This is a genomic window from Streptomyces sp. BL1 (assembly GCF_057628045.1).
In genome coordinates this window covers 3,966,964-3,992,873 of record NZ_JBXYWZ010000002.1, presented here as the reverse complement: position 1 = coordinate 3,992,873, position 25,910 = coordinate 3,966,964, and the positions used below count along the sequence as shown (strand labels likewise).

At 69.8% G+C, this 25,910-nt stretch carries 21 protein-coding genes; 10 read left to right on the top strand and 11 right to left on the bottom strand.

Going from position 1 to position 25,910, the window contains the following annotated elements:
* Nucleotides 1–129 precede the first annotated feature (129 nt).
* Together dnaN and dnaA are read right to left on the bottom strand one after the other, a co-directional pair.
* The gene (dnaN, locus tag AC3AGO_RS17620) at nt 130–1,260 is read right to left on the bottom strand and encodes a DNA polymerase III subunit beta (RefSeq protein ID WP_487821168.1); all 1,131 of its coding nucleotides are present in this window, start codon (nt 1,258–1,260) and stop codon (nt 130–132) included.
* Between the two features lie 819 nt (nt 1,261–2,079).
* Nucleotides 2,080–3,972: a chromosomal replication initiator protein DnaA gene (gene dnaA, locus AC3AGO_RS17615; RefSeq protein WP_487821167.1), complete on the bottom strand. Its 1,893-nt coding sequence runs from the start codon at nt 3,970–3,972 to the stop codon at nt 2,080–2,082.
* Nucleotides 3,973–4,387: 415 nt separating this feature from the next.
* On the opposite strand from dnaA, the gene rpmH reads away from it, so the two are divergent.
* The 9 genes from rpmH (at nt 4,388) to AC3AGO_RS17570 (ending at nt 10,861) form a co-directional block, all read left to right on the top strand.
* Nucleotides 4,388–4,525 carry a 50S ribosomal protein L34 gene (gene rpmH / locus AC3AGO_RS17610; protein ID WP_345746617.1) on the top strand — a complete coding sequence of 46 codons (138 nt, stop codon included), beginning with the start codon at nt 4,388–4,390 and terminating at the stop codon, nt 4,523–4,525.
* A gap of 25 nt (nt 4,526–4,550) precedes the next feature.
* Nucleotides 4,551–4,928, top strand: coding sequence for a ribonuclease P protein component (gene rnpA / locus AC3AGO_RS17605; RefSeq protein ID WP_487821166.1), 378 nt, complete (start codon nt 4,551–4,553; stop codon nt 4,926–4,928).
* Nucleotides 4,925–5,215: a membrane protein insertion efficiency factor YidD gene (gene yidD, locus AC3AGO_RS17600; protein ID WP_487821165.1), complete on the top strand. Its 291-nt coding sequence runs from the start codon at nt 4,925–4,927 to the stop codon at nt 5,213–5,215. Before rnpA ends, yidD begins: the two co-directional genes overlap by 4 nt.
* A gap of 3 nt (nt 5,216–5,218) precedes the next feature.
* Nucleotides 5,219–6,388, top strand: a complete 1,170-nt coding sequence (gene yidC, locus AC3AGO_RS17595) for a membrane protein insertase YidC (RefSeq protein WP_487821164.1) — start codon at nt 5,219–5,221, stop codon at nt 6,386–6,388.
* A gap of 18 nt (nt 6,389–6,406) precedes the next feature.
* Nucleotides 6,407–6,931 carry a Jag family protein gene (locus AC3AGO_RS17590; RefSeq protein WP_487821163.1) on the top strand — a complete coding sequence of 175 codons (525 nt, stop codon included), beginning with the start codon at nt 6,407–6,409 and terminating at the stop codon, nt 6,929–6,931.
* A complete protein-coding gene (gene rsmG / locus AC3AGO_RS17585) occupies nt 6,928–7,680 on the top strand; it encodes a 16S rRNA (guanine(527)-N(7))-methyltransferase RsmG (RefSeq protein ID WP_487821162.1) in 753 nt (250 codons plus the stop codon). The genes AC3AGO_RS17590 and rsmG overlap by 4 nt, the downstream gene beginning before the upstream one ends.
* Before the next feature lie 258 nt (nt 7,681–7,938).
* On the top strand, nt 7,939–9,027 hold the full coding sequence (locus AC3AGO_RS17580; protein WP_487821161.1) for a ParA family protein: 1,089 nt from the start codon (nt 7,939–7,941) through the stop codon (nt 9,025–9,027).
* The gene (locus AC3AGO_RS17575; RefSeq protein WP_487821160.1) at nt 9,024–10,184 is read left to right on the top strand and encodes a ParB/RepB/Spo0J family partition protein; all 1,161 of its coding nucleotides are present in this window, start codon (nt 9,024–9,026) and stop codon (nt 10,182–10,184) included. Before AC3AGO_RS17580 ends, AC3AGO_RS17575 begins: the two co-directional genes overlap by 4 nt.
* A gap of 59 nt (nt 10,185–10,243) precedes the next feature.
* Entirely contained in the window at nt 10,244–10,861 is a 618-nt protein-coding gene (locus tag AC3AGO_RS17570; protein ID WP_487821159.1) for a GNAT family N-acetyltransferase, read from the top strand.
* 163 nt (nt 10,862–11,024) lie between these two features.
* Here AC3AGO_RS17570 and trxA read toward each other — a convergent pair whose 3' ends face one another.
* The 7 genes from trxA to AC3AGO_RS17535 all read right to left on the bottom strand — a co-directional run bounded on the left by trxA (nt 11,025) and on the right by AC3AGO_RS17535 (nt 21,029).
* On the bottom strand, nt 11,025–11,354 hold the full coding sequence (gene trxA / locus AC3AGO_RS17565) for a thioredoxin (protein WP_487821158.1): 330 nt from the start codon (nt 11,352–11,354) through the stop codon (nt 11,025–11,027).
* A 65-nt stretch (nt 11,355–11,419) separates the two neighbouring features.
* Nucleotides 11,420–12,406 carry a thioredoxin-disulfide reductase gene (trxB, locus tag AC3AGO_RS17560; protein ID WP_487821157.1) on the bottom strand — a complete coding sequence of 329 codons (987 nt, stop codon included), beginning with the start codon at nt 12,404–12,406 and terminating at the stop codon, nt 11,420–11,422.
* A gap of 163 nt (nt 12,407–12,569) precedes the next feature.
* Nucleotides 12,570–13,622: an anti-sigma factor gene (locus AC3AGO_RS17555; RefSeq protein WP_487821156.1), complete on the bottom strand. Its 1,053-nt coding sequence runs from the start codon at nt 13,620–13,622 to the stop codon at nt 12,570–12,572.
* On the bottom strand, nt 13,619–14,353 hold the full coding sequence (sigM, locus tag AC3AGO_RS17550) for an RNA polymerase sigma factor SigM (protein WP_487821155.1): 735 nt from the start codon (nt 14,351–14,353) through the stop codon (nt 13,619–13,621). Before sigM ends, AC3AGO_RS17555 begins: the two co-directional genes overlap by 4 nt.
* Nucleotides 14,354–14,417: 64 nt before the next feature.
* Entirely contained in the window at nt 14,418–16,142 is a 1,725-nt protein-coding gene (locus AC3AGO_RS17545) for a protein kinase family protein (RefSeq protein ID WP_487821154.1), read from the bottom strand.
* A 158-nt stretch (nt 16,143–16,300) separates the two neighbouring features.
* On the bottom strand, nt 16,301–18,634 hold the full coding sequence (murJ, locus tag AC3AGO_RS17540; RefSeq protein WP_487821153.1) for a murein biosynthesis integral membrane protein MurJ: 2,334 nt from the start codon (nt 18,632–18,634) through the stop codon (nt 16,301–16,303).
* A 37-nt stretch (nt 18,635–18,671) separates the two neighbouring features.
* Nucleotides 18,672–21,029 (bottom strand): DUF6049 family protein, encoded by a 2,358-nt coding sequence (locus AC3AGO_RS17535; RefSeq protein WP_487821152.1) that lies wholly within the window; start codon nt 21,027–21,029, stop codon nt 18,672–18,674.
* Between the two features lie 289 nt (nt 21,030–21,318).
* Here AC3AGO_RS17535 and AC3AGO_RS17530 point away from each other — a divergent pair, with 289 nt between their 5' ends.
* Complete coding sequence (locus AC3AGO_RS17530) at nt 21,319–22,794, top strand: CCA tRNA nucleotidyltransferase (protein WP_487824692.1); 1,476 nt, start codon at nt 21,319–21,321, stop codon at nt 22,792–22,794.
* An 87-nt stretch (nt 22,795–22,881) separates the two neighbouring features.
* Here the strand turns inward: AC3AGO_RS17530 and AC3AGO_RS17525 are convergent, their stop codons facing one another.
* Complete coding sequence (locus AC3AGO_RS17525) at nt 22,882–24,186, bottom strand: MFS transporter (RefSeq protein ID WP_487821151.1); 1,305 nt, start codon at nt 24,184–24,186, stop codon at nt 22,882–22,884.
* Nucleotides 24,187–24,306: 120 nt separating this feature from the next.
* On the bottom strand, nt 24,307–25,797 hold the full coding sequence (locus tag AC3AGO_RS17520) for a glycosyltransferase family 87 protein (RefSeq protein ID WP_487821150.1): 1,491 nt from the start codon (nt 25,795–25,797) through the stop codon (nt 24,307–24,309).
* Nucleotides 25,798–25,910 lie beyond the last annotated feature (113 nt).

The following is a 25,910-nucleotide window of genomic DNA, read 5'->3' as shown; positions in this document are numbered from 1 at the left end:
CCGGAACCGCACCCGCGAGTCCAAGCCCCCACTCACGGAGCCAGGCGCGGCGTCAGCCACGCAGCCGCACCGGCATACTGCGACTCGGCGAGGGGCGACCCTCGCGCACCCAGCCGACCGTGCGCGGCGTCAGCCGCTGAGCCGCACCGGCATGATCAGGTACTTGTACGCATCGTCCGCTTCCGCGTCCTTCGCCGGCTTGCCGCTCAGCAGCGCCGGCTTCGTGGACGTGGTGAAGGACAGCTGAGCCACCGCGGAGTCGATCGCGCTCAGACCCTCCAGCAGGAAGCCCGGGTTGAAGGCGATCGAGATGTCGTCGCCCTCCAGATCCGCGTCGACCCGCTCCACAGCCTGTGCGTCGTCACTGGAACCCGCCTCCAGCGTCAGCACACCCTGCTCGAAGCTCAGCCGCACCGGAGTGTTCCGCTCGGCCACCAGCGCCACACGCTTCACGGCCTCCACGAACGGCGCCGTCTCGATCACCGCGACCGAGTTGAACTCCGTCGGGAACAGCGTGCGGTACTTCGGAAGGTCACCCTCCAGCAGCCGCGTCGTCGTACGCCGCCCAGCGCCCTCGAAACCGATCAGGCCCTCACCGGAACCCGAGCCGGACAGCGCCAGCGTCACGCTGTCGCCGCTGCTCAGCGACTTCGCGGTGTCCAGCAGCGTCTTCGCGGGAACCAGCGCGACCGACGACGTGTCCGGGGTCTCCGGCTTCCACAGGAACTCCCGCACCGCGAAGCGGTACCGGTCGGTGGACGCCAGGGTGACCGTGTCGCCCTCGATCTCGATCCGCACACCGGTCAGCACCGGCAGCGTGTCGTCCCGGCCCGCCGCGATGGCGACCTGCGACACGGCCTCCGCGAAGACCTGCCCCGGCACCGTGCCGGTGGCGGTGGGCATCTCCGGCAGCGCCGGGTACTCCTCCACAGGCAGTGTGTGGAGTGTGAACTTCGAGGAGCCGCACACCACGTTGGCCCGGACACCGTCGGTGGAGATCTCCACCGGCCGGTTCGGCAGCGCGCGGCAGATGTCCGCCAGCAGCCGGCCGGACACCAGAACCGTGCCCTCGTCGTCGATCTCGGCATCCACCGAAACGCGGGCCGAGACTTCGTAGTCGAAGCCCGAGAGGCTCAGCGAGCCCTCCTCCGCCTTCAGCAGCAGGCCCGCGAGGACCGGCACCGGAGGACGGGCGGGCAGGCTTTTGGCCGCCCACGCCACGGCCTCCGCGAGGACATCGCGCTCAACCCGGATCTTCACCTTCAGCCGCCTCCTGCTGTTGCTGGCTGCTCGCCCTGCTGTCGTACGGCAACGGACCGAGCGGCCTGTTGCCGGAGACCAGTCTGACGCACGGCACCGACAACCGTTGCCGCTGCGGGTCAAGTCGTGGCGCGGCGGGAAGGAAGCGATCGGACCAAGTTGTGCACAGCCCCCACTTCGATCCGAAGTTCCGGGTCTATATAGGTCGTCGTAGTAGTAGGGCTTGTGGAAACCGTGGACAAGTCCGTTTCCGCAGCTCAGAGCCCAAATTTTATCCACCGCGCCTGTGGGCGGAGCGGTGGAGGAGACGGGGGGTTCTGTGGACGCGGGAAAGTTCTGCACACCCGATGCACAGCCGACCCTGACTTGCCCACAACCTCGCCCACAGGAATCCCCACCTTTCCCACAGCCCAAACCAGCGCCTTGGTGTGACCGCTTTCACTCTGACCGGTGAGAGGGCGCGTTGCGTTGCCGAACAGTGGACAGCGCTGTGGAGAAGCTGGGGACAAGGGGGTGTTGCTTGTGGGCGGGCGGTGGACAACACAGAACACCGGCCTGTGGAGCAAGAGTTCCTCCACAGGCTGTGGATCTCGTTCGCGCACAATTCCACAGCCCTCTGACCTCGGCAGTAGTGTCCCCGACGGCCTCCGCTGTGGACGGTGTTGGGACAACTTACGGGTTCCCCAGGGTGTGGAGGGCGTTTCCGGCCCTGACCTGTGGATCAGTGGCCTGTAGGCCCTCTGATTCGAACAGCAAGAAGCCCCCCGGGAGTTGATCCCGAGGGGCTCGTGCGGTGTTGCGCGGTGTGTGAGGGCTTCGTCAGCCGTTCTTGATGCGGTTGGTGAGCTCGGTGACCTGGTTGTAGATGGACCGGCGTTCGGCCATCAGCGCCCGGATCTTCCGGTCGGCGTGCATCACTGTCGTGTGGTCGCGGCCGCCGAACTGCCCGCCGATCTTGGGCAGTGAGAGGTCCGTGAGCTCGCGGCACAGGTACATGGCGATCTGGCGTGCCGTCACCAGGACGCGGCTGCGCGAGGATCCGCACAGGTCGTCCACCGTGAGCCCGAAGTAGTCGGCGGTGGCGCCCATGATGTCGGTCGCGGTGATCTCCGGTGTGGCGTCCTCGCCGCCGGGGATCAGGTCCTTCAGCACGATCTCCGTCAGCCCCAGGTCGACCGGCTGCCGGTTGAGCGACGCGAAGGCGGTGACGCGGATCAGCGCGCCCTCCAGCTCGCGGATGTTCCGCGAGATCCGCGAGGCGATGAACTCCAGTACCTCGGGAGGGGCGTTGAGCTGTTCCTGTACGGCCTTCTTCCGCAGGATCGCGATGCGCGTCTCCAGCTCCGGAGGCTGTACGTCGGTGATGAGGCCCCACTCGAAACGGTTCCGCAGCCGGTCCTCCAGCGTGACGAGCGCCTTGGGCGGCCGGTCACTGGAGAGCACGATCTGCTTGTTCGCGTTGTGGAGCGTGTTGAAGGTGTGGAAGAACTCCTCCTGCGTCGACTCCTTGTCCGCGAGGAACTGGACGTCGTCGACGAGCAGGATGTCCATGTCGCGGTAGCGCTTGCGGAAGGTGTCCGCCTTGCCGTCGCGGATGGAGTTGATGAACTCGTTGGTGAACTCCTCCGAGCTCACGTAGCGCACGCGCGTGCCCGGGTAGAGGCTGCGCGCGTAGTGCCCGATGGCGTGCAGCAGGTGCGTCTTGCCGAGGCCGGACTCCCCGTAGATGAACAGCGGGTTGTACGCCTTGGCCGGCGCTTCGGCGACGGCGACCGCCGCGGCGTGCGCGAAACGGTTGGACGCGCCGATGACGAACGTGTCGAAGAGGTACTTCGGGTTCAGCCGCGCGGTCGGCTCGCCGGGGCCGGTCGCCGGCGCGGGCTGCGCGGCGAGCGGGCCGGGAGCGCCGCTGGGCGCGGGCAGCTGCGACGGTCCGTCGTAGCGCGGCGCCGGCGGCTGGCCCTGCGGGGGCACCTGGTGCTGCTGAGTGTGCTGCGGCTGGTGCTGTTCGTACGGCTGCTGCTCGTACTGCTGCTGGGGCTGCTCGTACGTGTGCTGCGGGCGCTGCTCGTACTGGTCGTACGGCTGCGGCTGCTGGCTCTGCTGCTGTTCGTACGGCTGCTGCTCGTAGCCCTGGTGCTCGTAAGTCTGCTGCTCGTACTGCTGGGGCGGCCGGTGCTGCTGTGGCTGCTGGTAATAGGGGTCACGCAGAGGCTGCTGCGGCTGCTGCCACCCCGCGCCTTGCGGCTGCTGCTGGTGCTGCGGCGGAGGGGCCTGCGCCTGGGGCGCCTGCGGATAGTCCGGGTAGGCGGGCCGCGCGGTGGGCAGTTCGCGGTTCTCGTAGCTCTCGTATCCGCTGTCGTAGCTCTGCTGTGCGGGTACGGAGGGGCCGGACTGCTGCTGTTCGGGCGCGGGTGCCGGGGTCGGCGTCGGGGCCTCGGGGGCCGGGCCCGTCACGGTGATCGCGAGGCGGATCTGCTGCTGGCACTCCCGGCTCAGCGCTTCGCTGATCTTCGGGGAGAGCCGGCCCTCGAGTACGCCCTTGGCGTACTCGTTCGGCACACCGAGCAACGCGGTGCCGGAGACGAGGACGAGCGGCTGGCAGTTCCGCAGCCAGCGCTGGTCCTTGGGCTCCACCCCCTGCCCCTCGGAGAGCAGTTGTTCCAGCACGCGTGGCCACACTGCGGCAAGATCAGCAGGTAGGTCAGCCACAGGGCACGCTCTCTCACTCGCTGGGTGGGGGTTCGTTCGCTCCAGTCGACCAGATCCCACGAATGTGTGGTTCTCGGGACGCTCGGGAAGGAAAGGAAGTTCGGCCACGGTAGTCACCGCGACGTGCACCATTCAAGTCGTTGTCCACAGGCTGTGCACGAGTGCAGTAGAGGTTGCGCCCGGGGTGGACGTGGTTTGACCGAATGGCGTAGCCGCGCGTACCGTAACCAGGTCGAGTTGTCGACGGCTGCTGCCGCCTGCCTCCGATGGGCAAGATCCCCGAGTTCGTGGATCAAGAAGCGGTGCACACTCGGGCGTTGCGAGCTACTCGTGGGCGCACGGTGACAGCTGATCGACACCCCACAAGCCCGTCTCGTGGAGTACGCGGGACACTAAGCATTCCTGGAGCCCCCGAGTGAGCAAGCGCACCTTCCAGCCGAACAACCGCCGCCGCGCGAAGACCCACGGCTTCCGGCTGCGCATGCGGACCCGTGCCGGCCGCGCGATCGTCGCGAACCGCCGCAGCAAGGGTCGCGCCAAGCTGTCGGCCTGACGCGGTCTGACCACAGGTCCATGACGTGCTGCCTACCGAGAACCGGCTGAGGCGGCGCGAGGACTTCGCGGCCGCGGTACGGCGGGGACGCAGGGCCGGTCGCCCTCTTCTCGTCGTTCACCTCCGCAGCCACACAGGCGACAGAGACCCGCACGCGGCGGGGGGAGATGTTTCCCCTGCGCGTGCGGGTTTCGTTGTGAGCAAGGCCATTGGCAACGCAGTCGTCCGCAACCGCGTGAAGCGGCGGCTGCGGCACCTGATGCGCGACCGCCTCGGTCACCTGCCCGCAGGTAGCCTGGTGGTCGTACGGGCGCTGCCCGGTGCGGGTGAGGCGGACCACGAGGAGCTGGTCCGTGACCTCGACACCGCGATGCGGCGGCTGCTGGGAGGGCCTTCGACGTGAAGTACCCGCTGCTGCTGTTGATCAAGCTGTACCAGTGGACCATCAGCCCGATGCTGGGGCCGGTGTGCCGGTACTACCCGTCGTGCTCGCACTATGGCTACAGCGCCATCGACCGGCACGGCGCTGTGAAAGGGACGGCGCTGACCGCCTGGCGCATTCTGCGCTGCAATCCGTGGTCGCCCGGCGGCGTCGACCACGTCCCCGCCCGGAAGCACCCGGTTTGGCACCAGCGGATCCGTAACCGTTGGCAACAGCACCGGACCCAGTCCAACGCCCAAGGAGCCTGATTCGTGGACACGATCCTGAGTCCTCTCTATACCGCTGTCTCCTGGATCATTGTCCAGTTCCATTCGCTGTTCAGCCTGGTCTTCGACGAGAACAGCGGCTGGGCCTGGGGTCTGTCCATCTTCTTCCTGGTGGTGCTGATCCGGATCTGCCTGATCCCGCTCTTCGTGAAGCAGATCAAGTCGACCCGGAACATGCAGGCGCTCCAGCCGAAGATGAAGGCGATCCAGGAGCGCTACAAGAGCGACAAGCAGCGTCAGTCCGAAGAGATGATGAAGCTGTACAAGGAGACGGGGACGAACCCGCTCTCCAGCTGCTTGCCGATCCTGGCGCAGTCGCCCTTCTTCATCGCCCTCTTCCGTGTGCTGAGCCACATCGCCGACAACAAGCCGGTGGGTGTCCTCACCGAGGCTCAGGTCGAGAGCGCCCGTAACGCGAAGGTCTTCGGCGCTCCGATCGCCGCGAAGTTCATGGACAGCGCGGACAAGCTCGCCGAGCTGCACGCCACGCTGACCGATGTGCGCGTCGTCACGGTGATCATGATCATCATGATGTCGGCGTCGCAGTTCATCACGCAGCGCCAGCTGATGACGAAGAACACCGACCTGTCGGTGAAGACGCCGTTCGCGCAGCAGCAGAAGATGCTGATGTACGTCTTCCCGGTCATGTTCGCCGTCTTCGGCATCAACTTCCCCGTCGGTGTCCTCGTCTACTGGCTGACCACCAACGTGTGGACCTTCGGGCAGCAGATGTTCATCATCAAGCGCAACCCGACCCCCGGTTCCGTCGCCTTCAAGGAGCGCCAGGAGAAGCTGCGCGCCAAGGGCAAGCTGAAGGAGGACCCGAAGGAGGTCGAGGCGCGCGAGGCCGCCGAGGCGGCGCGTACCCGCCGTCAGCAGCCGAAGCGGCAGACCAAGGCGCAGCGTCAGGCCGCCGCGGCCGAGGCCTCGGAGGCCGAGGCGGCCACGAAGGCGGATGCGCCGGACCTGTCCAAGAAGCCGGCGGGCGGCGGTGCGGACACCGCGTCCAAGTCCGGTCAGACGCAGAAGAACGCCCAGCAGAAGTCCGGACAGCAGAAGTCGGGGCAGCAGCAGGGCAAGAAGTCCGGGCAGAAGAAGTCCGGTCAGCAGCGCAAGGGCGGCTCGCAGCGTCCCCAGCACCCGTCGAAGAAGTAGTACGAAGGAGTCCACGCCGTGACGGACACGACCGTTCCCTCGCCGTCGGCAGAGGCCGCCCCGGAGGGCACCGACAATCTCAACCGCCTGGAGCAGGAGGGTGAGATCGCGGCCGACTACCTCGAGGGGCTGCTCGACATCGCCGACCTGGACGGCGACATCGACATGGACGTCGAGGCCGACCGCGCCGCCGTTTCGATCATCAGTGAGGGTTCCGGCCGGGACCTGCAGAAGCTGGTCGGCCGGGACGGCGAGGTGCTGGAGGCGCTGCAGGAGCTGACGCGTCTCGCGGTGCACCGGGAGACCGGGGACCGCAGCAGGCTGATGCTGGACATCGCCGGTTTCCGGGCCCGTAAGCGCGAGGAGCTCGCGGAGCTGGGCGCGAAGGCGGTCGAGGAGGCGAAGGGCAGCGGCGAGTCGGTGAAGCTGAAGCCGATGACGCCCTTCGAGCGCAAGGTCGTGCACGACGCGGTCAAGGCCGCCGGCCTGCGGAGCGAGTCCGAGGGCGAGGAGCCGCAACGCTGTGTGGTTGTGCTGCCGTGAGCGAGCAGCCGGCGGAAGAGGAATCAGCGGAGCTTCCTCCTGCGCCCGAGGAGGCGCTGAAGGTTTTCGGTGAGCGCCTGCCCGAGGCGGTGCGCTTTGGTGAGCTGCTTGCGGACGCGGGTGTGCGGCGCGGTCTGATCGGCCCGCGCGAGGTGCCGCGGCTGTGGGAGCGGCACCTGCTGAATTGCGCGGTGCTGTCCGAGGTCGTGCCGGACGGGGTGACCGTCTGCGACGTGGGTTCGGGTGCCGGGCTGCCGGGGATTCCGCTGGCGCTGGTGCGTCCGGACCTCAAGATCACGCTGCTGGAGCCGCTGCTGCGGCGGACGACCTTCCTTCAGGAGGTCGTCGAGCTGCTGGGGCTGGACCATGTGACGGTGGTGCGGGGCCGGGCCGAAGAGGTACTGGGCACGCTGGAGCCGGTGCATGTCGTGACGGCTCGTGCGGTGGCGCCGCTGGACCGGCTTGCCGGCTGGGGCGTTCCGCTGCTGCGGCCGTACGGCGAAATGCTGGCGATCAAGGGGGACACGGCGGAGGACGAGCTGAAGGTGGCGCGTGCCGCGCTGCACAAGCTCGGTGTCGTGGAGTCCTCGGTGGAGCTGGTCGGCGAGGGCATCGTGAATCCGCTCTCGACGGTCGTCCGTGTCGAGGTCGGGGAGAGCCCCGGCGGAGTCCGGTTCGCGGCGAAGCGGGCCAAGGCGCAGAAGGCCGCCCGTTCGGGCAGGACCCGCGGCGGTCGTCGGCGGCGCTGAGCGCGGGAGTTCCGACGTCCGGGGGAAGCGTCTACTCCATAAAAGCGCTAAAACTATGCATATCGGAGTGTCGCGCGGGCCTCAACGGCCCGCGCGTGCATCGTGTTTCACGTGAAACGCCGCTCACTCTTGCAAGGAATCATCAGCCGCGGTCGCGCAGCAGCCGGGTCGCGCGACAACAAGCCGCCTCGTGAGCCCCGTTCTGAGAGGGATTCCTCTCCAACTGAGCGGGGCTCGCTGGTTCATGACACCGAAAGCATGGCAGGCTCTGTTCATAGCGAGCCTGATGTCGAGGAGAGTGAACCGTTGCGGTCCGACGCCAACATCGCGGGACCGATGGCCGATCCGGTCCCCGGCCCCCGTTCAGAATCGGTGGATGTTTCACGTGAAACACCGCCCCCGATGGACGCGTCCCCTGCCTTCGACGGGGACGCCGCACTGCCGATCGGCCGCGCTGCACAGCAGGCGGTTGAGGCGATGAACCGTGCCGGTGAAGGTCTCCCCAGGCCTCAGGAAACCCGGGTCATGGTCATCGCGAACCAGAAGGGCGGAGTCGGCAAGACGACCACGACGGTCAACCTCGCCGCCTCACTCGCACTGCACGGCGCTCGGGTCCTGGTCGTCGACCTGGACCCGCAGGGCAATGCGTCTACGGCGCTGGGGATCGACCACCATTCCGAGGTGCCGTCGATCTACGACGTTCTGGTGGAGAGCAAGCCGCTCTCCGACTGCGTCCAGCCGGTGCCGGATGTGGAGGGTCTCTTCTGCGCCCCCGCCACCATCGATCTCGCCGGTGCGGAGATCGAGTTGGTGTCCCTGGTGGCGCGGGAGAGCCGTCTGCAGCGTGCCATCGAAGCGTACGAACAGCCCCTGGACTACATCCTCATCGACTGCCCGCCCTCGTTGGGGCTGCTGACGGTGAACGCGCTCGTCGCCGGCGCCGAGGTGTGCATCCCGATCCAGTGCGAGTACTACGCGCTGGAGGGCCTGGGGCAACTCCTGCGGAACGTCGAGCTGGTGAAGGGGCATCTGAACCCCAAGCTCCATATCTCGACGATCATTCTCACCATGTACGACGGTCGTACGCGGCTGGCGTCGCAGGTGGCGGAGGAGGTGCGGGATCACTTCGGGAACGAGGTGTTGCGCACCAACATCCCCCGGTCGGTACGTATCTCCGAGGCTCCCAGCTACGGGCAGACCGTGCTGACTTATGATCCTGGTTCCAGCGGTGCGCTCTCCTACCTGGAGGCGGCCAAGGAGATCGCGCTGCGCGATCCGGCACTGACGCCGGAGCAGCGGGCGCAGCTTCAGCAACAGCACAGCACCATGGCGGAGGGGAACCGGTGAGTGATCGACGTAGGGGGCTGGGCCGGGGGCTCGGCGCGCTGATTCCGGCGGCGCCGAAGTCGGCGGACGACGCCGAGGCTTCGCCGTCCTCCGGGGTCAACGGTGCGTCCACCTCCCCCAGTTCGGTGCCTGTGATGGCTCCGGAGCGGGGCGTCGCCGCGGCCAAGGTGACGACCCTCCCGGAGGGTGGCGCCGAGAGTCCCGGCGAGGAGCCGCCCGAGGACGTTCCACGTGAAACGTCGCCCGCGCCGGCGGAGCCGGACGAGGCGGTCGCGGTCGAGGAGACGGCGGGCGCACACTTCGCCGAGCTGCCGATCGACGCCATCACGCCCAACCCGCGGCAGCCCCGTGAGGTGTTCGACGAGGACGCTCTCGCGGAGCTGGTGACCTCCATCAAGGAGGTCGGGCTCCTCCAGCCTGTCGTCGTACGGCAGTTGGGCCCGGAGCGCTACGAGCTCATCATGGGCGAGCGGCGCTGGCGGGCGTGCCGTGAGGCCGAGCTGGAGGCGATCCCGGCCATCGTCCGTGCCACGGACGACGAGAAGCTGCTCCTCGACGCGCTGCTGGAGAACCTGCACCGGGCGCAGCTGAATCCGCTCGAAGAGGCCGCCGCGTACGACCAGTTGCTGCGGGACTTCGACTGCACGCACGACCAGCTGGCGGACCGGATCGGCCGGTCGCGCCCGCAGGTGTCCAACACGCTCCGGCTGTTGCGGCTGTCTCCCTCGGTGCAGCGCCGGGTGGCGGCCGGGGTGCTCTCGGCGGGTCACGCACGGGCGCTGCTGTCCGTGGAGGACGGCGAGGAGCAGGACCGTCTCGCTCACCGGATCGTGGCGGAGGGCCTGTCCGTACGGGCGGTCGAAGAGATCGTCACGATGATGAGCGCCGAGCCGAAGAGCGGCCCGAAGGCCAAGGGCCCGCGGGCCGGCAAGCGGGTCTCCCCCGCGCTGGACAAGCTCGCCGGACGGCTGTCGGACCGCTTCGAGACCCGGGTGAAGGTCGACCTGGGGCAGAAGAAGGGCAAGATCGTCGTCGAGTTCGCCTCGATAGAGGATCTGGAGCGGATTGTCGGGCAGCTGGCTCCCGGCGAGGGCCGGGTGCTGGAACAGCAACTGTCGGAGGAACCCGCTGAGGACGCCGACGAGGAAGCCGAGTGACTTCCAAGGACTGGTAAGAACACTCAGGATGGCTGTCGCCCCATGGATACTATGGATCCATGGGGCGACAGCTCGTTCCGCTCACGTTGGACAACCTTCCGGACCTCCCGAAGCGTTGTCGTAGCTGCGTGTTCTGGGAGCTTGATCCGGTCAACGGCGAGGCAGCCGCGAGGACGGGACGGCCTGATCTGGAGAAGGAAGCCTGGATCTCGTCGGTGCTGCTGGAGTGGGGGTCCTGCGGCCGCGTCGTCTACGTGGACGAGGTGCCGGTGGGCTTCGTTCTCTACGCGCCGCCGGCGTACGTGCCCCGCTCCTTCGCCTTTCCCACCAGCCCGGTGTCGCCCGACGCGGTGCAGCTGATGACGGCCTGGCTGATGCCGGGGTTCCAGGGGCAGGGCCTGGGCCGGGTGATCGTGCAGACGGTGGCGAAGGATCTCCTGCGCCGGGGCTTCAAGGCGATGGAGGCCTTCGGCGACGCGCGCTGGAAGGAACCCGCGTGCGTGCTGCCCGCCGATCATCTGCTGGCGGTGGGCTTCAAGACCGTCCGCCCGCACCCCAGTTACCCGCGGCTGCGGCTGGAGCTGCGCTCGACGGTGTCCTGGCGGGAGGACATGGAGCGGGCCCTGGACCAACTGCTGGGAGCGGTGCAGAAGGAGCCCGCACTGCGTCCCCTGTGAGCCACTCGTGAGCCTCGTGGCCTGAGGGCACACTCAACCCGTACGTACACGGCCCAGTGCGAGGCGCTTGTACTTGGCTCTCCTCTACGAACGACAGTGGCCCGCCCTCCGGAGAGGGCGGGCCACTGTTTCACGTGAAACGGCCACGTGAGGTGAGGAGGCGTCAGCCGATGAACTCGGCGAGGTCCTTCTCGATGGCGGCCTTCGGCTTGGCGCCGACGATGGTCTTCACGACCTCGCCGCCCTGGTAGACGTTCATCGTGGGGATCGACATGATCCCGTACTTGGCGGCGACGGCCGGGTTCTCGTCGATGTTGAGCTTTACGACGGTCAGCTTGTCGCTGTGCTCACCGGCGATGGCCTCCAGCGAGGGGGCGATCTGCCGGCACGGGCCGCACCAGGCCGCCCAGAAGTCGACGAGTACGGGCTTGTCGCTCTTCAGCACGACCTCGTCGAAGTCGGCGTCGGTCGCGGTCACGGTGGCACCGGCCATGGTGTTTCTCCTCTTTCCTGTGTGATGCGTGCGGAGTGGTGAAGTCTGCTGGCTGTCGGCCCCGGTCAGACTGCGGCGGCTTCCGCGGTCTTCTCCGGCTCCTCCGTCTTGGCACCGTCGACCAGCGCGGCCAGGTAACGCTCGGCATCCAGCGCGGCAGAGCAGCCCGTGCCCGCGGCGGTGATGGCCTGACGGTACGTGTGGTCGACGACGTCGCCGGCTGCGAACACGCCGGGGATGTTCGTACGGGTGGAGGGGGCGTCCACCTTGAGGTAGCCCTCGTCGTCGAAGTCGAGCACGCCGTGGAACAGCTCGACGCGGGGGTCGTGGCCGATGGCCACGAACAGGCCCGTCACCGGCAGTTCGGAGGTCTCGCCGGTCTGGGTGTTGCGCAGGGTCAGACCGGAGAGCTTGCTCTCCTTCTCGTGGATCTCGGCGATCTCGCTGTCCCAGGCGAACTTGATCTTCGGGTCGGCGAAGGCGCGCTCCTGCATCGCCTTGGAGGCACGCAGGGTGTCGCGGCGGTGCACGATGGTCACGGACTTGGCGAACCGGGAGAGGAAGGTGGCCTCCTCCATCGCGGTGTCGCCGCCGCCGATGACGGCGATGTCCTGCTCGCGGAAGAAGAACCCGTCGCAGGTGGCGCAGTAGGACACGCCACGGCCGGACAGCTCGTCCTCCTTGGGCAGGTTGAGCTTGCGGTGCTGCGAACCGGTGGAGACGATCACGGTCCGGGCGCGGTACTCGTTGCCCGCGGAGTCCGTGACGACCTTGATCTCACTGGAGAGGTCGACCGAGGACACGTCGTCCGGGATGAGCTCGGCACCGAAGCGCTCGGCCTGGGCGCGCATCTGGTCCATGAGCTCCGGGCCCATGATGCCGTCCTGGAAGCCGGGGTAGTTCTCCACCTCGGTGGTGTTCATGAGCGCGCCGCCGGCGGTGACGGAGCCCTCGAAGACCAGCGGCTTCAGCGACGCTCGGGCGGTGTAGAGCGCGGCGGTGTAACCCGCCGGCCCGGAGCCGATGATGATCACGTTTCGGACGTCGCTCACGGGAGCCTTCCTTGTCTGCCGACTGCGTTCGGGGCGTTCCGGGGTCCCGGGGACCGGGGCCTCTGCCGAGGCGTTCACCCCACCCAACGGATCCTAAACGGCAGACATTCCCACACTGCGACGCATGCAGGGCAGCGCCCCGAACGAGCTGCGGACCAGAAGGTCAGTTCCTCGGATAGGTCCGCTGGAGCAGCACCTCGCCGGGCTTCGGCGTGTCCTGGGAGACGCACGAGCCGTCGACGACGTACACATCGGCCCGCTGCTTGTCCCCGGGGTGGGGCAGCACGACGAGATAGCCGGTGCCGTCCTTGTAGCGGGCCTTCTCGTCGGTGGCGAGCGGTGTCTGGTCGGAGGCCCGGCTCGTGTCGCGGACGCGGTCGATGCCTGCCTGGATGCAGGTCGGCACTGTCGTCGCGCTGCCGTGCAGGGGGCTCTCGTCGGGACCCGACGGGCTCTGCTTGGTGTTGATCTCCGGCCCGGAGCTCTTGGCGGCCCGCGGGGACTCGAGCAGGGAGTGCACCTGCTTCTTGAGAGCCGCTTCCTCGGGCTTCTCCGCGGTGGTGTTGGTCCCGGAACCGGTCAGTGCCTGCGTCACGATGCCGCCGACGCCGAGCACGCCGACGAGCGCGGCAGCGGAGAGCAGCACGCTCCGCCGCCTCCGGGGGCGCCGTGCGGGCTTGTCCCGCCCCGGCCCGCTCGCCGCACGGGGACGCCCCGGAGGACGGTCGCCGGTTTCACGTGAAACCGCCCCCGAGGAAGCCACGGTTTCACGTGAAACAGGAGGCTCTTCTCCGGCCGGGGGTTCGGGGGTCGCCCCCCGAGGTGAGGCAGTGCGTGAAACGGGAGGCTCTTCTCCGGCTGCGGATTCCGGGGCCGCTCCCTGAGGTGATGCGGTACGTGAAACCGCGGGGTCTTCGTCGGCCGCGGACCCGTCATGCGTTGTCGAGTCGAGGAGCGCTTCGGCCGCGAGGGCGGCGTCGATGCGGCCCGCGATGTCGGCGGGCATCGACTGGGGGCCCGGCAGCGTGCCGAGCGCGTCGCGGATCTCGACGAGCGAAGTCCGTACGTCCTCGCACAGCGGACAGTCCGCGAGGTGCGCCCGGACGTCGGAGGAGCGGCTCGGCGGCAGCAGCCCTTCGGAGAGGGCGGAGATCTCGGCGACTTCGGGGTGCTCGTCCGTATCGGAGGCGCCGGACTGGAAGGGGGTGGATGTCATGACTGTCCTCCTCCCTTCACGGCTCCGGGTCCTGTGGTGTCTCTCGGTTCTGGGACGGATGTCCCCTGGGTCCGGTTCCTTCCCTCCTCCGAGGCGGCCGTACCTCCCTCTTCAGGGGCATTCGGGCGCAGGTGGGTGAGGAGGGGCAGGAGTCTCGCGCGGCCGCGGGCGCAGCGGCTCTTGACGGTGCCGACCGCCACGTCGAGAACTTCGGCGGCCTCGGCCACGGGGTAGCCCTGCATGTCGACGAGGACGAGCGCGGCGCGCTGTTCCGGGGGGAGTTCGGAGAGTGCGGCGATCAACTGCCGGTGGAGGTCCTGGCGTTCCGCGGGGCCGGCGGCGGACTCGTGCGGCTCCAGCAGCGCGTCCAGGCGCTCCGTGTCGTCGGTGAGCGCCGTGCGGCGGGAGGCGGCCTTGCGGGCGCGGTCCAGGCAGGCGTTCACGGTGATGCGGTGCAGCCAGGTGGTGACCGCCGACTGGCCGCGGAAGGTGTGTGCGGCGCGGTAGGCGGAGACGAGGGCGTCCTGTACGGCATCGGCTGCCTCGTCACGGTCGCCGAGGGTGCGCAGCGCGACCGCCCAGAGGCGGTCGCGGTGGCGCCGTACGAGCTCGCCGAAGGCGTCCGGGTCGCCTTCGACGTGCCGGGTGAGGAGCTCGTGGTCGCCGGCGGACGCCGTGTCGGCCGAACGGTCGCGGCGGGGTGCCGTGCCGTCGCCGCGGTCTCCGCTCACCGTCGGGCCCCTCCCTCTCGTCCCTGTCGTCGTCCGCCGGCCCCCTGCCCAGTGCGGGAAGGGGTCAGCTGCGTACCTCGACCTCCGAGAGCCGGCCGCGGTACTGGCCGCCACCGTCGTCGGAGGCCGGCAGCTTGGTCAGCCACAGCAGCACGTACTGCGTTTTGATCGGCTTCTTGGCCTTGAGGGTCAGCTCTTCGCCGCTGCCGCTGGTGACCTTGCTGAAGCTGTTCAGCGAGGTGGGCATGCTCGTGGTGCTCTTGGGCGCCGCGAGGAAGTCCGCCGAGGTCTGGCCCATGAAGTGCGCCTTGAGGGCGCTGACTTGCTGCGGCTTGCCGAGGTCCAGGATCAGGCCGACGCCGTCCTTGAGGTTCCCGAAGTTCGGCTGGCCGTAGTAGTTGCTGGTGAGCCAGTACGTCGCGGGGTCGCCGTCGTGGGCGTCGGCGACGCTGTCCGGGTTCTCCGAACCGTCGTCGCTCTGCGGGTCGAAGTCCTTGGCATCGACGATCTTCACCGGCTTGCCGACCGGGCCCTGGCCGTGTGCCTGCTCCGTGCCGCTGCCCCCGGAGGGGCTGTCCTTCAGCAGGGTGTCGGCGACCTGCCAGCTGCCCAGGCCGAGGGCGGCGATGAGCAGGGCCGAGACGCTCCACTTGAGGAGCTTGCCGGTGCGGCCGGGGAGCGCCGGCGGAGCCGGGGGCTCGCTGCCGCCGTTCGCCGTGGCGCCGGAGGCGGCCGTGGCGGCGCCGCCACCGGCCCCGTACGCGCCCTGCTGGTACGTGGTGCGCTGGTACGGCGGCGGGGCCGTGTAGGAGGGCTCCGGCGGGCGGATGCGGGGGATCGCGGCGACCGCCCGGGCGAGCTCTTCCGGGGTGGCGCAGGGCTGTTCCTCGCTGGAGGCGGTGGCCCCTTCGTTGACGAGGGCGCGCATGGCGAGGCGGGAGAGTCCGCGGTGCACGCCGGCCCGCACCTGGTCCGGGGCGACGAGGGAGTCCTTGGCGATGCCGCCGATGCCGGACAGCCCGTACGCGTCCTCCTGGTACGGCCAGCGCTGGGTGAGCGCCGCGTACAGCAGGGCGCCGATGGCCTCGGTGTCGGCGCGCTGCGGGGTGTCGCTGGTGATGCCGCGCAGCGCCGCGTTCACGGCGAGGCCGCGGATGCGGTACTGGCCGCTGCCGGTACGCAGGACGGCGGCCGGGTCCAGCCTCAGGTGGGCGAGGCCCTCACGGTGGGCGGCGGACAGCGCCTGGGCCAGATTGCTGAGGAGCTGGTACGCCTCGTGCGCCTCCAGGGGCCCTGCGGCGAGAAGTTCGTTGAGCGGTGTCGCGTCGGGCAGCCATTCGTGGACGACGTAGACGAGTTCGCTCTCCTCGACGGCGTCCAGCACCTGCACGAAGCGAGGGTCGCCCAGCAGCGCCGTCGAGCGGGCCGCGGCCAGCACGTGGCGGGCACGCGGGTGCCCCACGGGCAGCAGGTGGACGCCGACGGCACGGCGGAGCTTCTCGTCCACGGCACGCCAGCTGCTGAATCCGTCCAGACGAGTGAGGCACTCCTCCAGCCGGTACCGGCGGGCGAGTTTGTGGCCGCTGTGCAGTTCCGGCGGTTCTGCCGGAACCGGATCCCCCTCCGTGGTGCCGTTCTGTGCCGTGGTGCCGGTGTCCGCCGGGGGCTCGGTGCCGCCCTGCGCGTCCGTCGCTCCGTCGGCCGTGGCCCCGTCCTCACGGGCGGGAAGAGGTGCTGTTTCCCCGCTCGTCTCGGCCACGTCGACGGCAGCCGTACTCCGTTCCGCCACCGTCGTTCCTGCCTCCCCATTCGTTGCAGCCACTCTTCGAAACAGCCGGAAACAATTGTGCCCACAGTCCGCCGCTCCGCACGACACACTGTGGCGGACGATGGTGGTTCACCGGACGTCCGCCCCCGGTCCGGGAAAGACCAGACCGGGCATTACGGTCACCGGCCGAGGCGGGCTCGCACCATTCCGACCATTGCCGTCATTTCCTCGATCCGCATCCGCTTCGCCGCTAGGACGAAAACCGCGCCCAATGCGATCCCTCCGGCGAGCACCGATGTCACCGAACCGAGCGGCCCGCTGCCGAGACCCTGGGTGATTCCGTACGCGACGGCGCCGGCGACGGCCGTCGCCGGGATGCTCGCTCCGGCCAGCCGGATGTACGTACGCAGCACGCGCGAGCCGTCCAGATCGCCGCCCAGCCGCTTGCGCAGGCGACGCCAGGCGACGCCGACACCGGTGACGTACGCGAGACCGTACGAGGCGGCCATGCCGACGACGGCCCAGCGGGCGGGCAGGAGGAGGAAGCACGCGGCGGAGGCGACGGCGTTCACGACCGCGACGATGACGGTGTTGAAGAAGGGGGTGCGGGTGTCCTCGTAGGCGTAGAAGGCGCGGAGCACCACGTACTGCACGGAGAACGGGATCAGGCCGACGCCGAAGGCCATCAGCGCGTAGCCCATCGCCTGCGCCGACTCGGTGCCGGAGGAGCCGTAGATGAAGGTGCACAGCGGGACGCCGAGGGCGAGGAAGCCGAAGGCGATGGGCACGATGGCGACCGCGGAGTTCCGCAGGCCCTGCGAGATGTCGTCGCGGACGGCGCCGTTGTCGCCGTCGTTGGCGGCGCGGGCGAGGCGGGGCAGCAGGGCGGCCATCACGGACACCGTGATGATCGCCTGCGGCATGTTCCAGATGAGCTGGGCCTGCGAGTAGGTGGTGTAACCGGCGCCGGCGAAGCCCTGATCGATGGCGTCGGCGTTGGCCCAGGTGGAGAGCTGGATGACGACGAGGTTGCCGGCCTGGTTGGCGAGGACGAAGAGGATCGTCCACTTGGCGAGCTTGGCCGCCTTGCCGAGGCCGTGGCCCTTCCAGTCGAAGCGGGGCCGGATGCGGAAGTCGGCGGCGCGCAGGTACGGGATCATCCCCAGGGACTGGACGACGATGCCGAGCAGGGTGCCGATGCCGAGCAGCCGGACGGCCTCGGGCGGGATGTTCTCCACCGTCAGACGCGAGGTGGCGTGCGTTCCGTAGATCCACAGGAACATGCCGATGGTGGCCAGGATGACGATGTTGTTGAGGACCGGGGTCCACATCATGGCGCCGAACCGGCCGCGGGCGTTGAGGATCTGGCCCATCACCACGTGGATGCCCATGAAGAAGATCGTGGGCAGGCAGTAGCGCACGAAGGCGACGGTGACCTCGTTGGCCGCGGGGTTGCTCGCGAGCTCCACCGACATCATCCGGACGATCAGCGGAGCGGCGAACACCGCCACCACGACGAGCGCGCCGAGGATGACCGCGACCAGGGTCAGCAGCCGGTTCGCGTAGGCCTCGCCGCCGTCGTCGTCCTCCTTCATGGCGCGCACGAGCTGCGGCACGAAGACGGAGTTGAGGCCGCCGCCGACGGTCAGCATGTAGAGCATCGTCGGGATGGTGATGGCCAGTTGGTACGAGTCGCCGAGCAGGGCCGTGCCGACGGCGGCGACGATCGCCGCCGAGCGGACGAAGCCGGTGAGGCGGGAGACCATCGTGCCCGCGGCCATCACGGCGCTGGACTTCAGCAGCCCGCCGGACTTGGGCGGCTGCGGCGGCTCCTCGGCCTCCGGCTGCTGTTCGGGCCCTGTGCCGGAGCCGGGCGGCGGGGGTACGGCGCCGGGTACGGGCTGGGGGGCCTGCTGCTGCGGTGCGGGCGGCTGGGCGGCCTGGCCCGCGCCGTACGGGCTCTGCGGCTGCTGGTGGGGCGCGTGAGGCTGCTGCTGGGGCGTGTGGGGCTGCTCGGGGCGGCCCTGATCGCGGAACAGGTGGGCGAACGCGTCCTGTTGGCGTCCCTGCGCGCGCGGGTCCTCATGCTCCTCGCCGGGCGCCCGGCTGATCAGCTCGTCGACGCCGGTGAACCGCACGGTGGAGGGGTCGTCGCCGTACGGCAGATTGCGGGTCGGCCCTGCCGGCTCGGGCGGCGGGGCCGGCGCCCAGCGCTGCGGGTCCGGCGCGTGCGCGCCCGGCTGCGGCTGCTGGTAGACGTCCTGCGGCCCGGGCACGGCGCCGGGCGGCGGCGGGGGATGCGCGGCGCGGTCGTACAGCGCGTCGCTCACCGGGTCCTGGAGGGACGGGTCGGTGTCCCGGTACGGGTCGCGCGTGTAGGCGTCCCGCACGTACGGGTCCTCCCGGGGGCGCGCGCCCTCGTCCGGGTACGGGTCCGGCTCGTACGGCTCCTGCGCGGGCTGGGAGCCGTCCCCGGGATTCCGGCCCTGGTCACCGTCGTACGGTGCGTTCATCGCTGCCTCTACCCCTGCCCCTGTTCGCCCGGCTGACTCAACGGTCCACTTTCTCACCCGGGGACGACGGGCCGGTGCTTTCCCCGCCGGTGTCGTCGGGGGAGCCGCCGCCGTCCTCGCCGGGGCCGTCGTCCGTGCCGGACCCGCCGTCGCTGTCCGTCTCTTCGCCGTCCGCGGGCTCCAGCGGCGCGTCCGGGTCCGGCGCGGGGTGGCCGCGCCGCTTCCGCTGGGTGTACATGCGGATCCCGGCGAGCACCACCAGCAGCACACCGCCCGCGATGACCAGCAGCACCGTGGAGGTGATCGAGGTGACGTTCACCTGGAAGGTCATCGGCTTGCCGTACGGCTTGCCGTCCTTCGTGTAGAGCTGGGCCTGCACGAGGGAGCGGCCGTTGGCCTTCGCCGTGGTGGAGAACTTCACCGACTGGCTGTGCCCGCCGTCCACCCGTACCGCCTGGGCGTCGCCGGGGTCGAGCCCGAGGCGGCGGCTGGACTTGAGCCGCAGCTCCAGCCCGTCGATGCCCTGCACCAGATTGTTCTGCACGGTGACCGGGAGGGTGGCCTCGCGTCCCGACAGGGTGATCGGCGACTTCTGGATCAGGTGCACCTTCTTGGTGAGCCCGGTCAGATAGCTCTGCACCGACTTCCTGTAGCGCTCGCCGCTCTTCGCGTCGCCGCGCCAGGAGTTGGAGACCGCGCGGGCCATGGCGTTCCCGAAGGGCGTCACCACGCGGTCGTCCTGGGTGAGGATCTGCTGGAAGTCGTCCAGGGTGGCCTTGGTGTGCCGGACCTGCTCGTACGCACTGGCAGGCAGCTCCTGCGCGCGCAGCGAGGAGGGGTACGAACCGGGGCCCGGCACACGGCTGTTGGCGTTCGGGTCGGGCTTGGCCTTCGCCGCGTCGGAGAGGTCGCTGCCCTCGGTCCAGTGCCCGTTCTTGTCGAGCGCGCTGAGGGCCGACGCCATCGCCTGCGCCTGGGACGCGGTGGGCATCCGCTGCGGCGCGACCACGATGGAGCGCTGCTTCGTCGGCACCTGATCGGTGAGCGCCTGAGTGTCGGCGAGGAACTTCTGCACGGCCTTCGAGGACCGGCCGGCCTTCGACAGGTCGGAGCCGAAGGCGGTGGACAGACCGCCGTCGGCCACCAGCGCGGTGTTGCCGCCGCCGACGGGACGCGCGGATGTCGGCGAGTACGACAGGGCCGTGTCGCGGAGGCTGTCGCTGCGCGTGATGACGTTGCGCGCCCCGGCGGAGGTGGCCACGTCGACGATGGACGAGTCGACGGCGCCCTCGACGGGCCACGCGAAGTCCGTACGCGGCTTGGTGTGCAATATCGTCTCGACGGTGTCCGAGGCCAGAGTGGTGGCCGGACGGAGCCGCCCCAGCGCGCCGGGCACGTTCTTCCCGCGGTGCGCGAGCGACGCCAGATCCGGGTCGGAGAACGGCAGCGCGACGATCTCCTCGCCCTGCACCGCGTCCTGCAGATCCATCAGGAACTGCCGCGCGTACGCCTGGCCCTTGCCCTCGGTGGTACCGCCGTCCGAGTTCTCCACCCGGTAGCGGCCCGTCATGGCCTCGATGGTGGCGAGCAGATCCGGGTCGACGACCCAGGTGATCGGCAGGTCCTTGCCGAGCGTCACCATCTGCTGGAGCCGGCCGCCGGGCGCGAGGGCGCGGGCGAGCTCGTCGTCGCTGAAGACCGGGGTCTGCTCCTCGTCCGACTCGGTGCGCGCCGTCAGATGGGTGGAGGAGACCAGCGGCCACATGTAGCTGAGCTGCGTCTTGTTCTCCGCGTCGGAGGTCTTCCAGGGGAGGAAGGACCGCTCGATGCCGAGGATCTGGCTGTAGGGGCGCGCCTGCGTCCGCCCGGTGAGGGTGACGCCCAGCTGGTACACCCCGTCCTTGCCCAGGCGCAGCTTGCTGACCGGGACCTTGAGGGCGAAGGAGCGGCTGGCGCCGGGGGCGATGGGGCCGGTCTTCTCGGTGTACCTGCGCCCGCTGACCTGCTTGCCGTCCGCCGCCTGGAGATAGCCCTTGCGTTCGGCGGCCTGGTCGATGGAGCTGCGGCTGTCGAGAGTGGGGCCGACCCGGAGGCCCACGTCGCCGCCCGTGATGGGGGAGCCGCCCCTGTTGGTGACGGTGCCGGTGACGCTGAGCGTGTCGTTCTTGTCGGGGGCGTTCGGCGTGAGCGTGTTGACGGACACCTCAGCCGTACGGGAACCGCTGCCCTCGCCGTCCGTGGACCGTGCCGCGTGTGTGGACGCCGTCGCGGGTGCGGCGGGGACGATGGCCCCGCCGAGTACCGGCACGGTGGCGAGCAGAGCGGTCGCGGTCCTCCGCAGCCAAAGGCGGCGGGGAGCGGTCGGGGTGCCCTGAATCTCAGCCGCCTCGGCCACGCGCTCGTCCGTCCCTCGTGTCGTCGTGGATGGGTCTGGATGGTGCAGTGCTCGTAGTCCTGAGCCCCTGATGGTAACGATGCCTCACCTGTGGAAGTGCCGCGGTGTGCGCCAGTTGCTGCACGAGGCGCCGCAAGGGCCGCATGGCGCCCCTGTGGCCGTCACGCGAAACCGGTCAACAGGTACAGAGCTGTTACGGAGTGCGGGGTGCGGGGAGCGTCGCGGGGGAGGCGGCAACGTACCCTTTTCTGTCGTGCCGAACCCCAAGGAATCCACCCAGCCGACCACCCTGTCGACGACCGGCCGGCAGCCCGCCGAGGAACAGCTCAGCGCTGTACAGCGGCGTGCCGTGAGCGAGTTGTTGAGGGTCTCCCCCGTAGCCGACGATCTTGCCCGGCGCTTCGAGGAGGCCGGGTTCACGCTGGCGCTGGTCGGCGGTTCGGTACGGGACGCGCTGCTGGGCCGGCTCGGCAACGACCTGGACTTCACCACGGACGCCCGCCCCGAGGACGTGCTGGCGCTGGTGCGCCCGTGGGCCGACGCCGTCTGGGACGTCGGGATCGCCTTCGGCACGGTCGGCTGCATGAAGTACAGCAGTGGTGCCGGGGACGACCAGGGCTTCCAGATCGAGATCACCACGTACCGCTCGGAGGCGTACGACCGCACGTCGCGGAAGCCCGAGGTGTCCTACGGCGACTCCATCGAGGAGGACCTGGTGCGCCGGGACTTCACGGTGAACGCCATGGCGGTCGCGCTGCCGGGCAAGACCTTCATCGACCCGCACGGCGGGCTGGAGGACCTGGCCCGCCGGGTGCTGCGGACGCCGGGCACGCCGCAGGCGTCGTTCTCGGACGACCCGCTGCGCATGATGCGGGCCGCGCGCTTCGCGGCGCAGCTGGACTTCGCGGTGGCGGACGACGTGGTCGCCGCGATGAAGGAGATGGCGGAGCGGCTCGGCATCGTCTCGGCCGAGCGGGTGCGGGACGAGCTCAACAAGCTGCTGCTGTCGGCGCACCCGCGCGAAGGGCTGCGGCTGCTGGTGGACACCGGGCTGGCAGAACAGGTCATTCCGGAGATTCCCGCTATGCGCCTGGAGCGGGACGAGCACCACCGGCACAAGGACGTCTACGAGCATTCGCTGACGGTGCTGGAGCAGGCCATCGACCTGGAGGACGACGGTCCCGATCTGACGCTGCGGATCGCGGCGCTGCTGCACGACATCGGCAAGCCGAGGACGCGCCGCTTCGAGGGCGACGGCAAGGTCTCCTTCCACCATCACGAGGTGGTCGGCGCGAAGATGACCAAGAAGCGGATGACCGCGCTGAAGTACTCCAACGAGCTGGTGAAGGACGTCTCCCGGCTGGTGGAGCTGCATCTGCGCTTCCACGGCTACGGCACGGGCGAGTGGACCGACGCGGCAGTGCGCCGGTACGTACGGGACGCCGGGCCGCTGCTGCCGCGGCTGCACAAGCTGACCCGTTCCGACTGCACGACGCGGAACAAGAAGAAGGCCGCCGCGCTGTCGCGCGCGTACGACGGGCTGGAGGAGCGCATCGCGCGGCTCCAGGAGCAGGAGGAGCTGGACTCGATCCGGCCCGACCTGGACGGCAACGAGATCATGAAGATTCTCGGCATCCGGCCGGGTCCGGAGGTCGGCGAGGCGTACCGGCACCTGCTGGAACTGCGGCTGGAGAACGGGCCGATGGGCCACGAGGCGGCCGTCGAGGCGCTGCGCGAGTGGTGGGCGGAACGGAACGCGGACTGACGTCCCGGCTCGCACCCGGCGCATGTTTCACGTGAAACGTGGGCTGCGGAACGTCGGTGCGGGACAGGCGCGCGGGGTGTCGGAGCGTCAGGCGGGGCGCCGGGAACGGAACATGGCCGCGGCGACGGCCGCGTAGAGCACCGCGACGGTGAGGACCAGCGGTACCGAGCGTCCGTCGGGGGGAAGCAGAAGGGCGGCGACCCCGGCCGCGGCCACGAAGGCGACGTTGAAGAGCATGTCGTAGAGGGAGAAGATCCGGCCGCGGTAGGCGTCGTCGACGGTGGACTGCACGGTCGCATCCGTGGTGATCTTCGCGCCCTGGGTGACGAGCCCGAGCACGAAGGCCGAGACGAGCATCGGTATCGGGGCGAAGGGCAGACCCAGCGCGGGTTCCAGGACGGCGGCCGTCGCCGCGCAGCAGCCGATCCAGCCGAACCGTCCGGCGCGGGCGACCGCCCACGGGGTGAGGACGGCGGCGGCGAAGAAGCCGAACCCGGAGACGCCGAGGGCGATGCCGAGCAGTTGCAGTCCGTCGTGGGCCGCGGTGCCGTCGACGCCGTCCATGTCGCCGATGCTGCCGGACCACGCGTAGCGGCAGAGCATCAGCACCATCACGGTCAGCGCGCCGTAGCAGAACCGCATGACGGTCACGGCCGCCAACGCTCGGGCCGCGGTGGGGCGTTCGGCGAGGTGCCGGACACCGGCGGCGAGTCCGCGTGCGGTGCTGGCGAGGGCGTCGGATATCCGGGGCTGCCGCGCGCCGGGCGCGGGGCCCAGGAGATCGCGGCCCATCCGGAGCGCCGCGAGTCCGGCGAGCAGATAGAGCACGGCGCCGACACCGACCACGAGGGCGTCCGCGCCGCTGCCCTCGGTGGGGGAGACGATCCGTACGGCGAAGGCGATGCCGCCGCCGGTGGTGGCGGCGAGCGTACCGGCGGTCGGTGAGAGGGAGTTGGCCATCACGAGGCGCTCCTCGTCGACGACGCGGGGCAGCGCGGCGGAGAGCCCGGAGAGGATGAAGCGGTTCACCGCGGTGACGGACAGCGCGGAGAGGTAGAACAGCCACTCCGGCGGCGTACTGAGGACGAGCGCGGCGGTGCCGGCGGCGAGTACGGCGCGCAGCAGGTTGCCGTGCAGCAGTACCTGGCGCCGGCGCCAGCGGTCGAGGAACACCCCGGCGAACGGGCCGAGGAGCGAGTACGGCAGCAGGAGCACCGCCATGGCGGAGGCGATGGCGGCCGGGGAGGTCTCCTTCTCGGGGGAGAAGACGACGTACGAGGCGAGCGCCACCTGATAGACGCCGTCGGCGAGTTGGGAGAGCAGCCGTACGGTCAGCAGCCGCTGGAAACCGGGGAACTGCAGCAGGGTACGGAGATCACCAACGGCAGTCATGGGGCCAGCGTCACATACGCCGGCCGAGCGGTCCCCGGCCGGGCGCCGGCCGCTGTTTCACGTGAAACAACCGCCCTCCCTTCCGGGACGGTGCTGGACGTGAAGCAGCGGCCAGCGGTGTCAGGCGCGGCGGGTGCCCCAGCGAACGGAGCCGCCGGCCTCCTTCGGGGGTTGCGGGCCGGTGTCCTCCGCGTGCCGGCCGCTCTGGCGTGACCGGCCGAGGGTGAACACGTCGGGGGCCTTGTCGAGTGGGCCGCCGCCGGGGTCGTCGGAGCCGTCCTGCCGTACGGGGTCCCGCTCCGGCAGCAGGGCGTCGCGCACCACAAGCGCGCACAGATAGAGCGTGCCGAGGAGGTGGGCCAGGATCACCAACTGGTAGCCGTCGGTGGGCAGTCCCTGGTGTTTGTCGCCGCTGCCGGTGAAGGCCAGGTACATCCAGATGCCGAGGAAGTAGACGACTTCGCAGGCCTGCCAGATGAGGAAGTCCCGCCAGCGGGGGCGGGCGAGCGCGGCGAGCGGGATGAGCCACAGCACGTACTGCGGCGAGTAGACCTTGTTGGTGAGGACGAAGAGGGCGACGACCAGGAAGCAGAGCTGGGCGAGCCGGGGACGGCGCGGCGCGTACAGGGCGAGGGCGGCGATGGCCGCGCAGCCGAGGATCATCAGCAGTGTGCCGAGGGTGTTGGCGGCGTCGTTGAGGTCGGCGCCGGTGCGCTGGGAGAGGAGCAGCCAGAACGAGCCGAAGTCGACGGGCCGTTGCTGGCTGAAGGTGTAGAACTTCGACCAGCCGTCGGGGGCCAGCAGCATCACGGGCACATTGACGCAGCCCCAGGCGACGGCGGCACCGGCCAGCGTCTGTACGTACTCCCGGCGGCGTCCGGCGCGCCAGCACAGTACGAGCAGCGGGCCGAGCAGCAGCACGGGGTAGAGCTTGGCGGCGGTGGCGAGCCCGATGAGGATGCCGGCCGCGACGGGGCGGCTGCGGGACCACATCAGCAGGGCCGCGGCGGTCAGGGCGACGGCCAGCAGGTCCCAGTTGACGGTGGCGGTGAGGGCGAAGGCCGGGGCGAGGGCGACGAGCAGGCCGTCCCAGGGGCGGCCGCGGTGGGTGCGGGTCACACAGACGGCGACGACGGCCGCGCAGGCCATCAGCATCCCGGCGTTGACCAGCCAGTAGATCTGCTCGCGGTACTGCAGCGAGCCGCTGCCCGGGGTCAGCCAGGAGGCGACCTCCATGAACACCCCTGTGAGCACCGGGTATTCGAGGTAGGACATGCCGCCGGAGACGGCGTCGGGGATGCGGTCGAAGTACGGGACGAGGCCGTCGGCGAAGCCCCGGCCCTGGAAGAGGTGCGGGATGTCGGAGTAGCAGGCGTGCACGTACTGGCTGGTCTGGCCGGAGAACCAGCCGCCGTTCCAGCAGGGCAGCTTCTGCACCATGCCCAGCGCGTACATGCCCAGCATCACCAAGGCGATCACCCGCGCCGGCGACCACCAGCCGCTTCCCGGGGCTGTCCTTCTGCCGGTGGGGCCTCCGATCAGCTCGCTGCCCGCTGCGGCGACGTCGTCCTGATCGGTGGGTCGCGTGTGCGTGCTCGTCATGGGGCACATCCTGCCGTATCCCCGAAGGCGTTCGCCGGTCCGCCGGGGGCGCCGCCGCGATGGGCCCAACGGGCGTGCCCCGCAGCACAGTTGAGGGCCCCGCCGCGGAATTCCGCGACGGG

Coding starts and splice junctions, on each gene's coding strand:
- AC3AGO_RS17580 (WP_487821161.1), top strand. CDS start 7,939: ATGGCAGGCTCTGTTCATAGCGAGCCTGATGTCGAGGAGAGTGAACCG.
- AC3AGO_RS17570 (WP_487821159.1), top strand. CDS start 10,244: ATGGGGCGACAGCTCGTTCCGCTCACGTTGGACAACCTTCCGGACCTC.
- trxA (WP_487821158.1), bottom strand. CDS start 11,354: ATGGCCGGTGCCACCGTGACCGCGACCGACGCCGACTTCGACGAGGTC.
- AC3AGO_RS17555 (WP_487821156.1), bottom strand. CDS start 13,622: ATGACATCCACCCCCTTCCAGTCCGGCGCCTCCGATACGGACGAGCAC.
- murJ (WP_487821153.1), bottom strand. CDS start 18,634: ATGAACGCACCGTACGACGGTGACCAGGGCCGGAATCCCGGGGACGGC.
- AC3AGO_RS17525 (WP_487821151.1), bottom strand. CDS start 24,186: ATGACTGCCGTTGGTGATCTCCGTACCCTGCTGCAGTTCCCCGGTTTC.
- AC3AGO_RS17520 (WP_487821150.1), bottom strand. CDS start 25,797: ATGTGCCCCATGACGAGCACGCACACGCGACCCACCGATCAGGACGAC.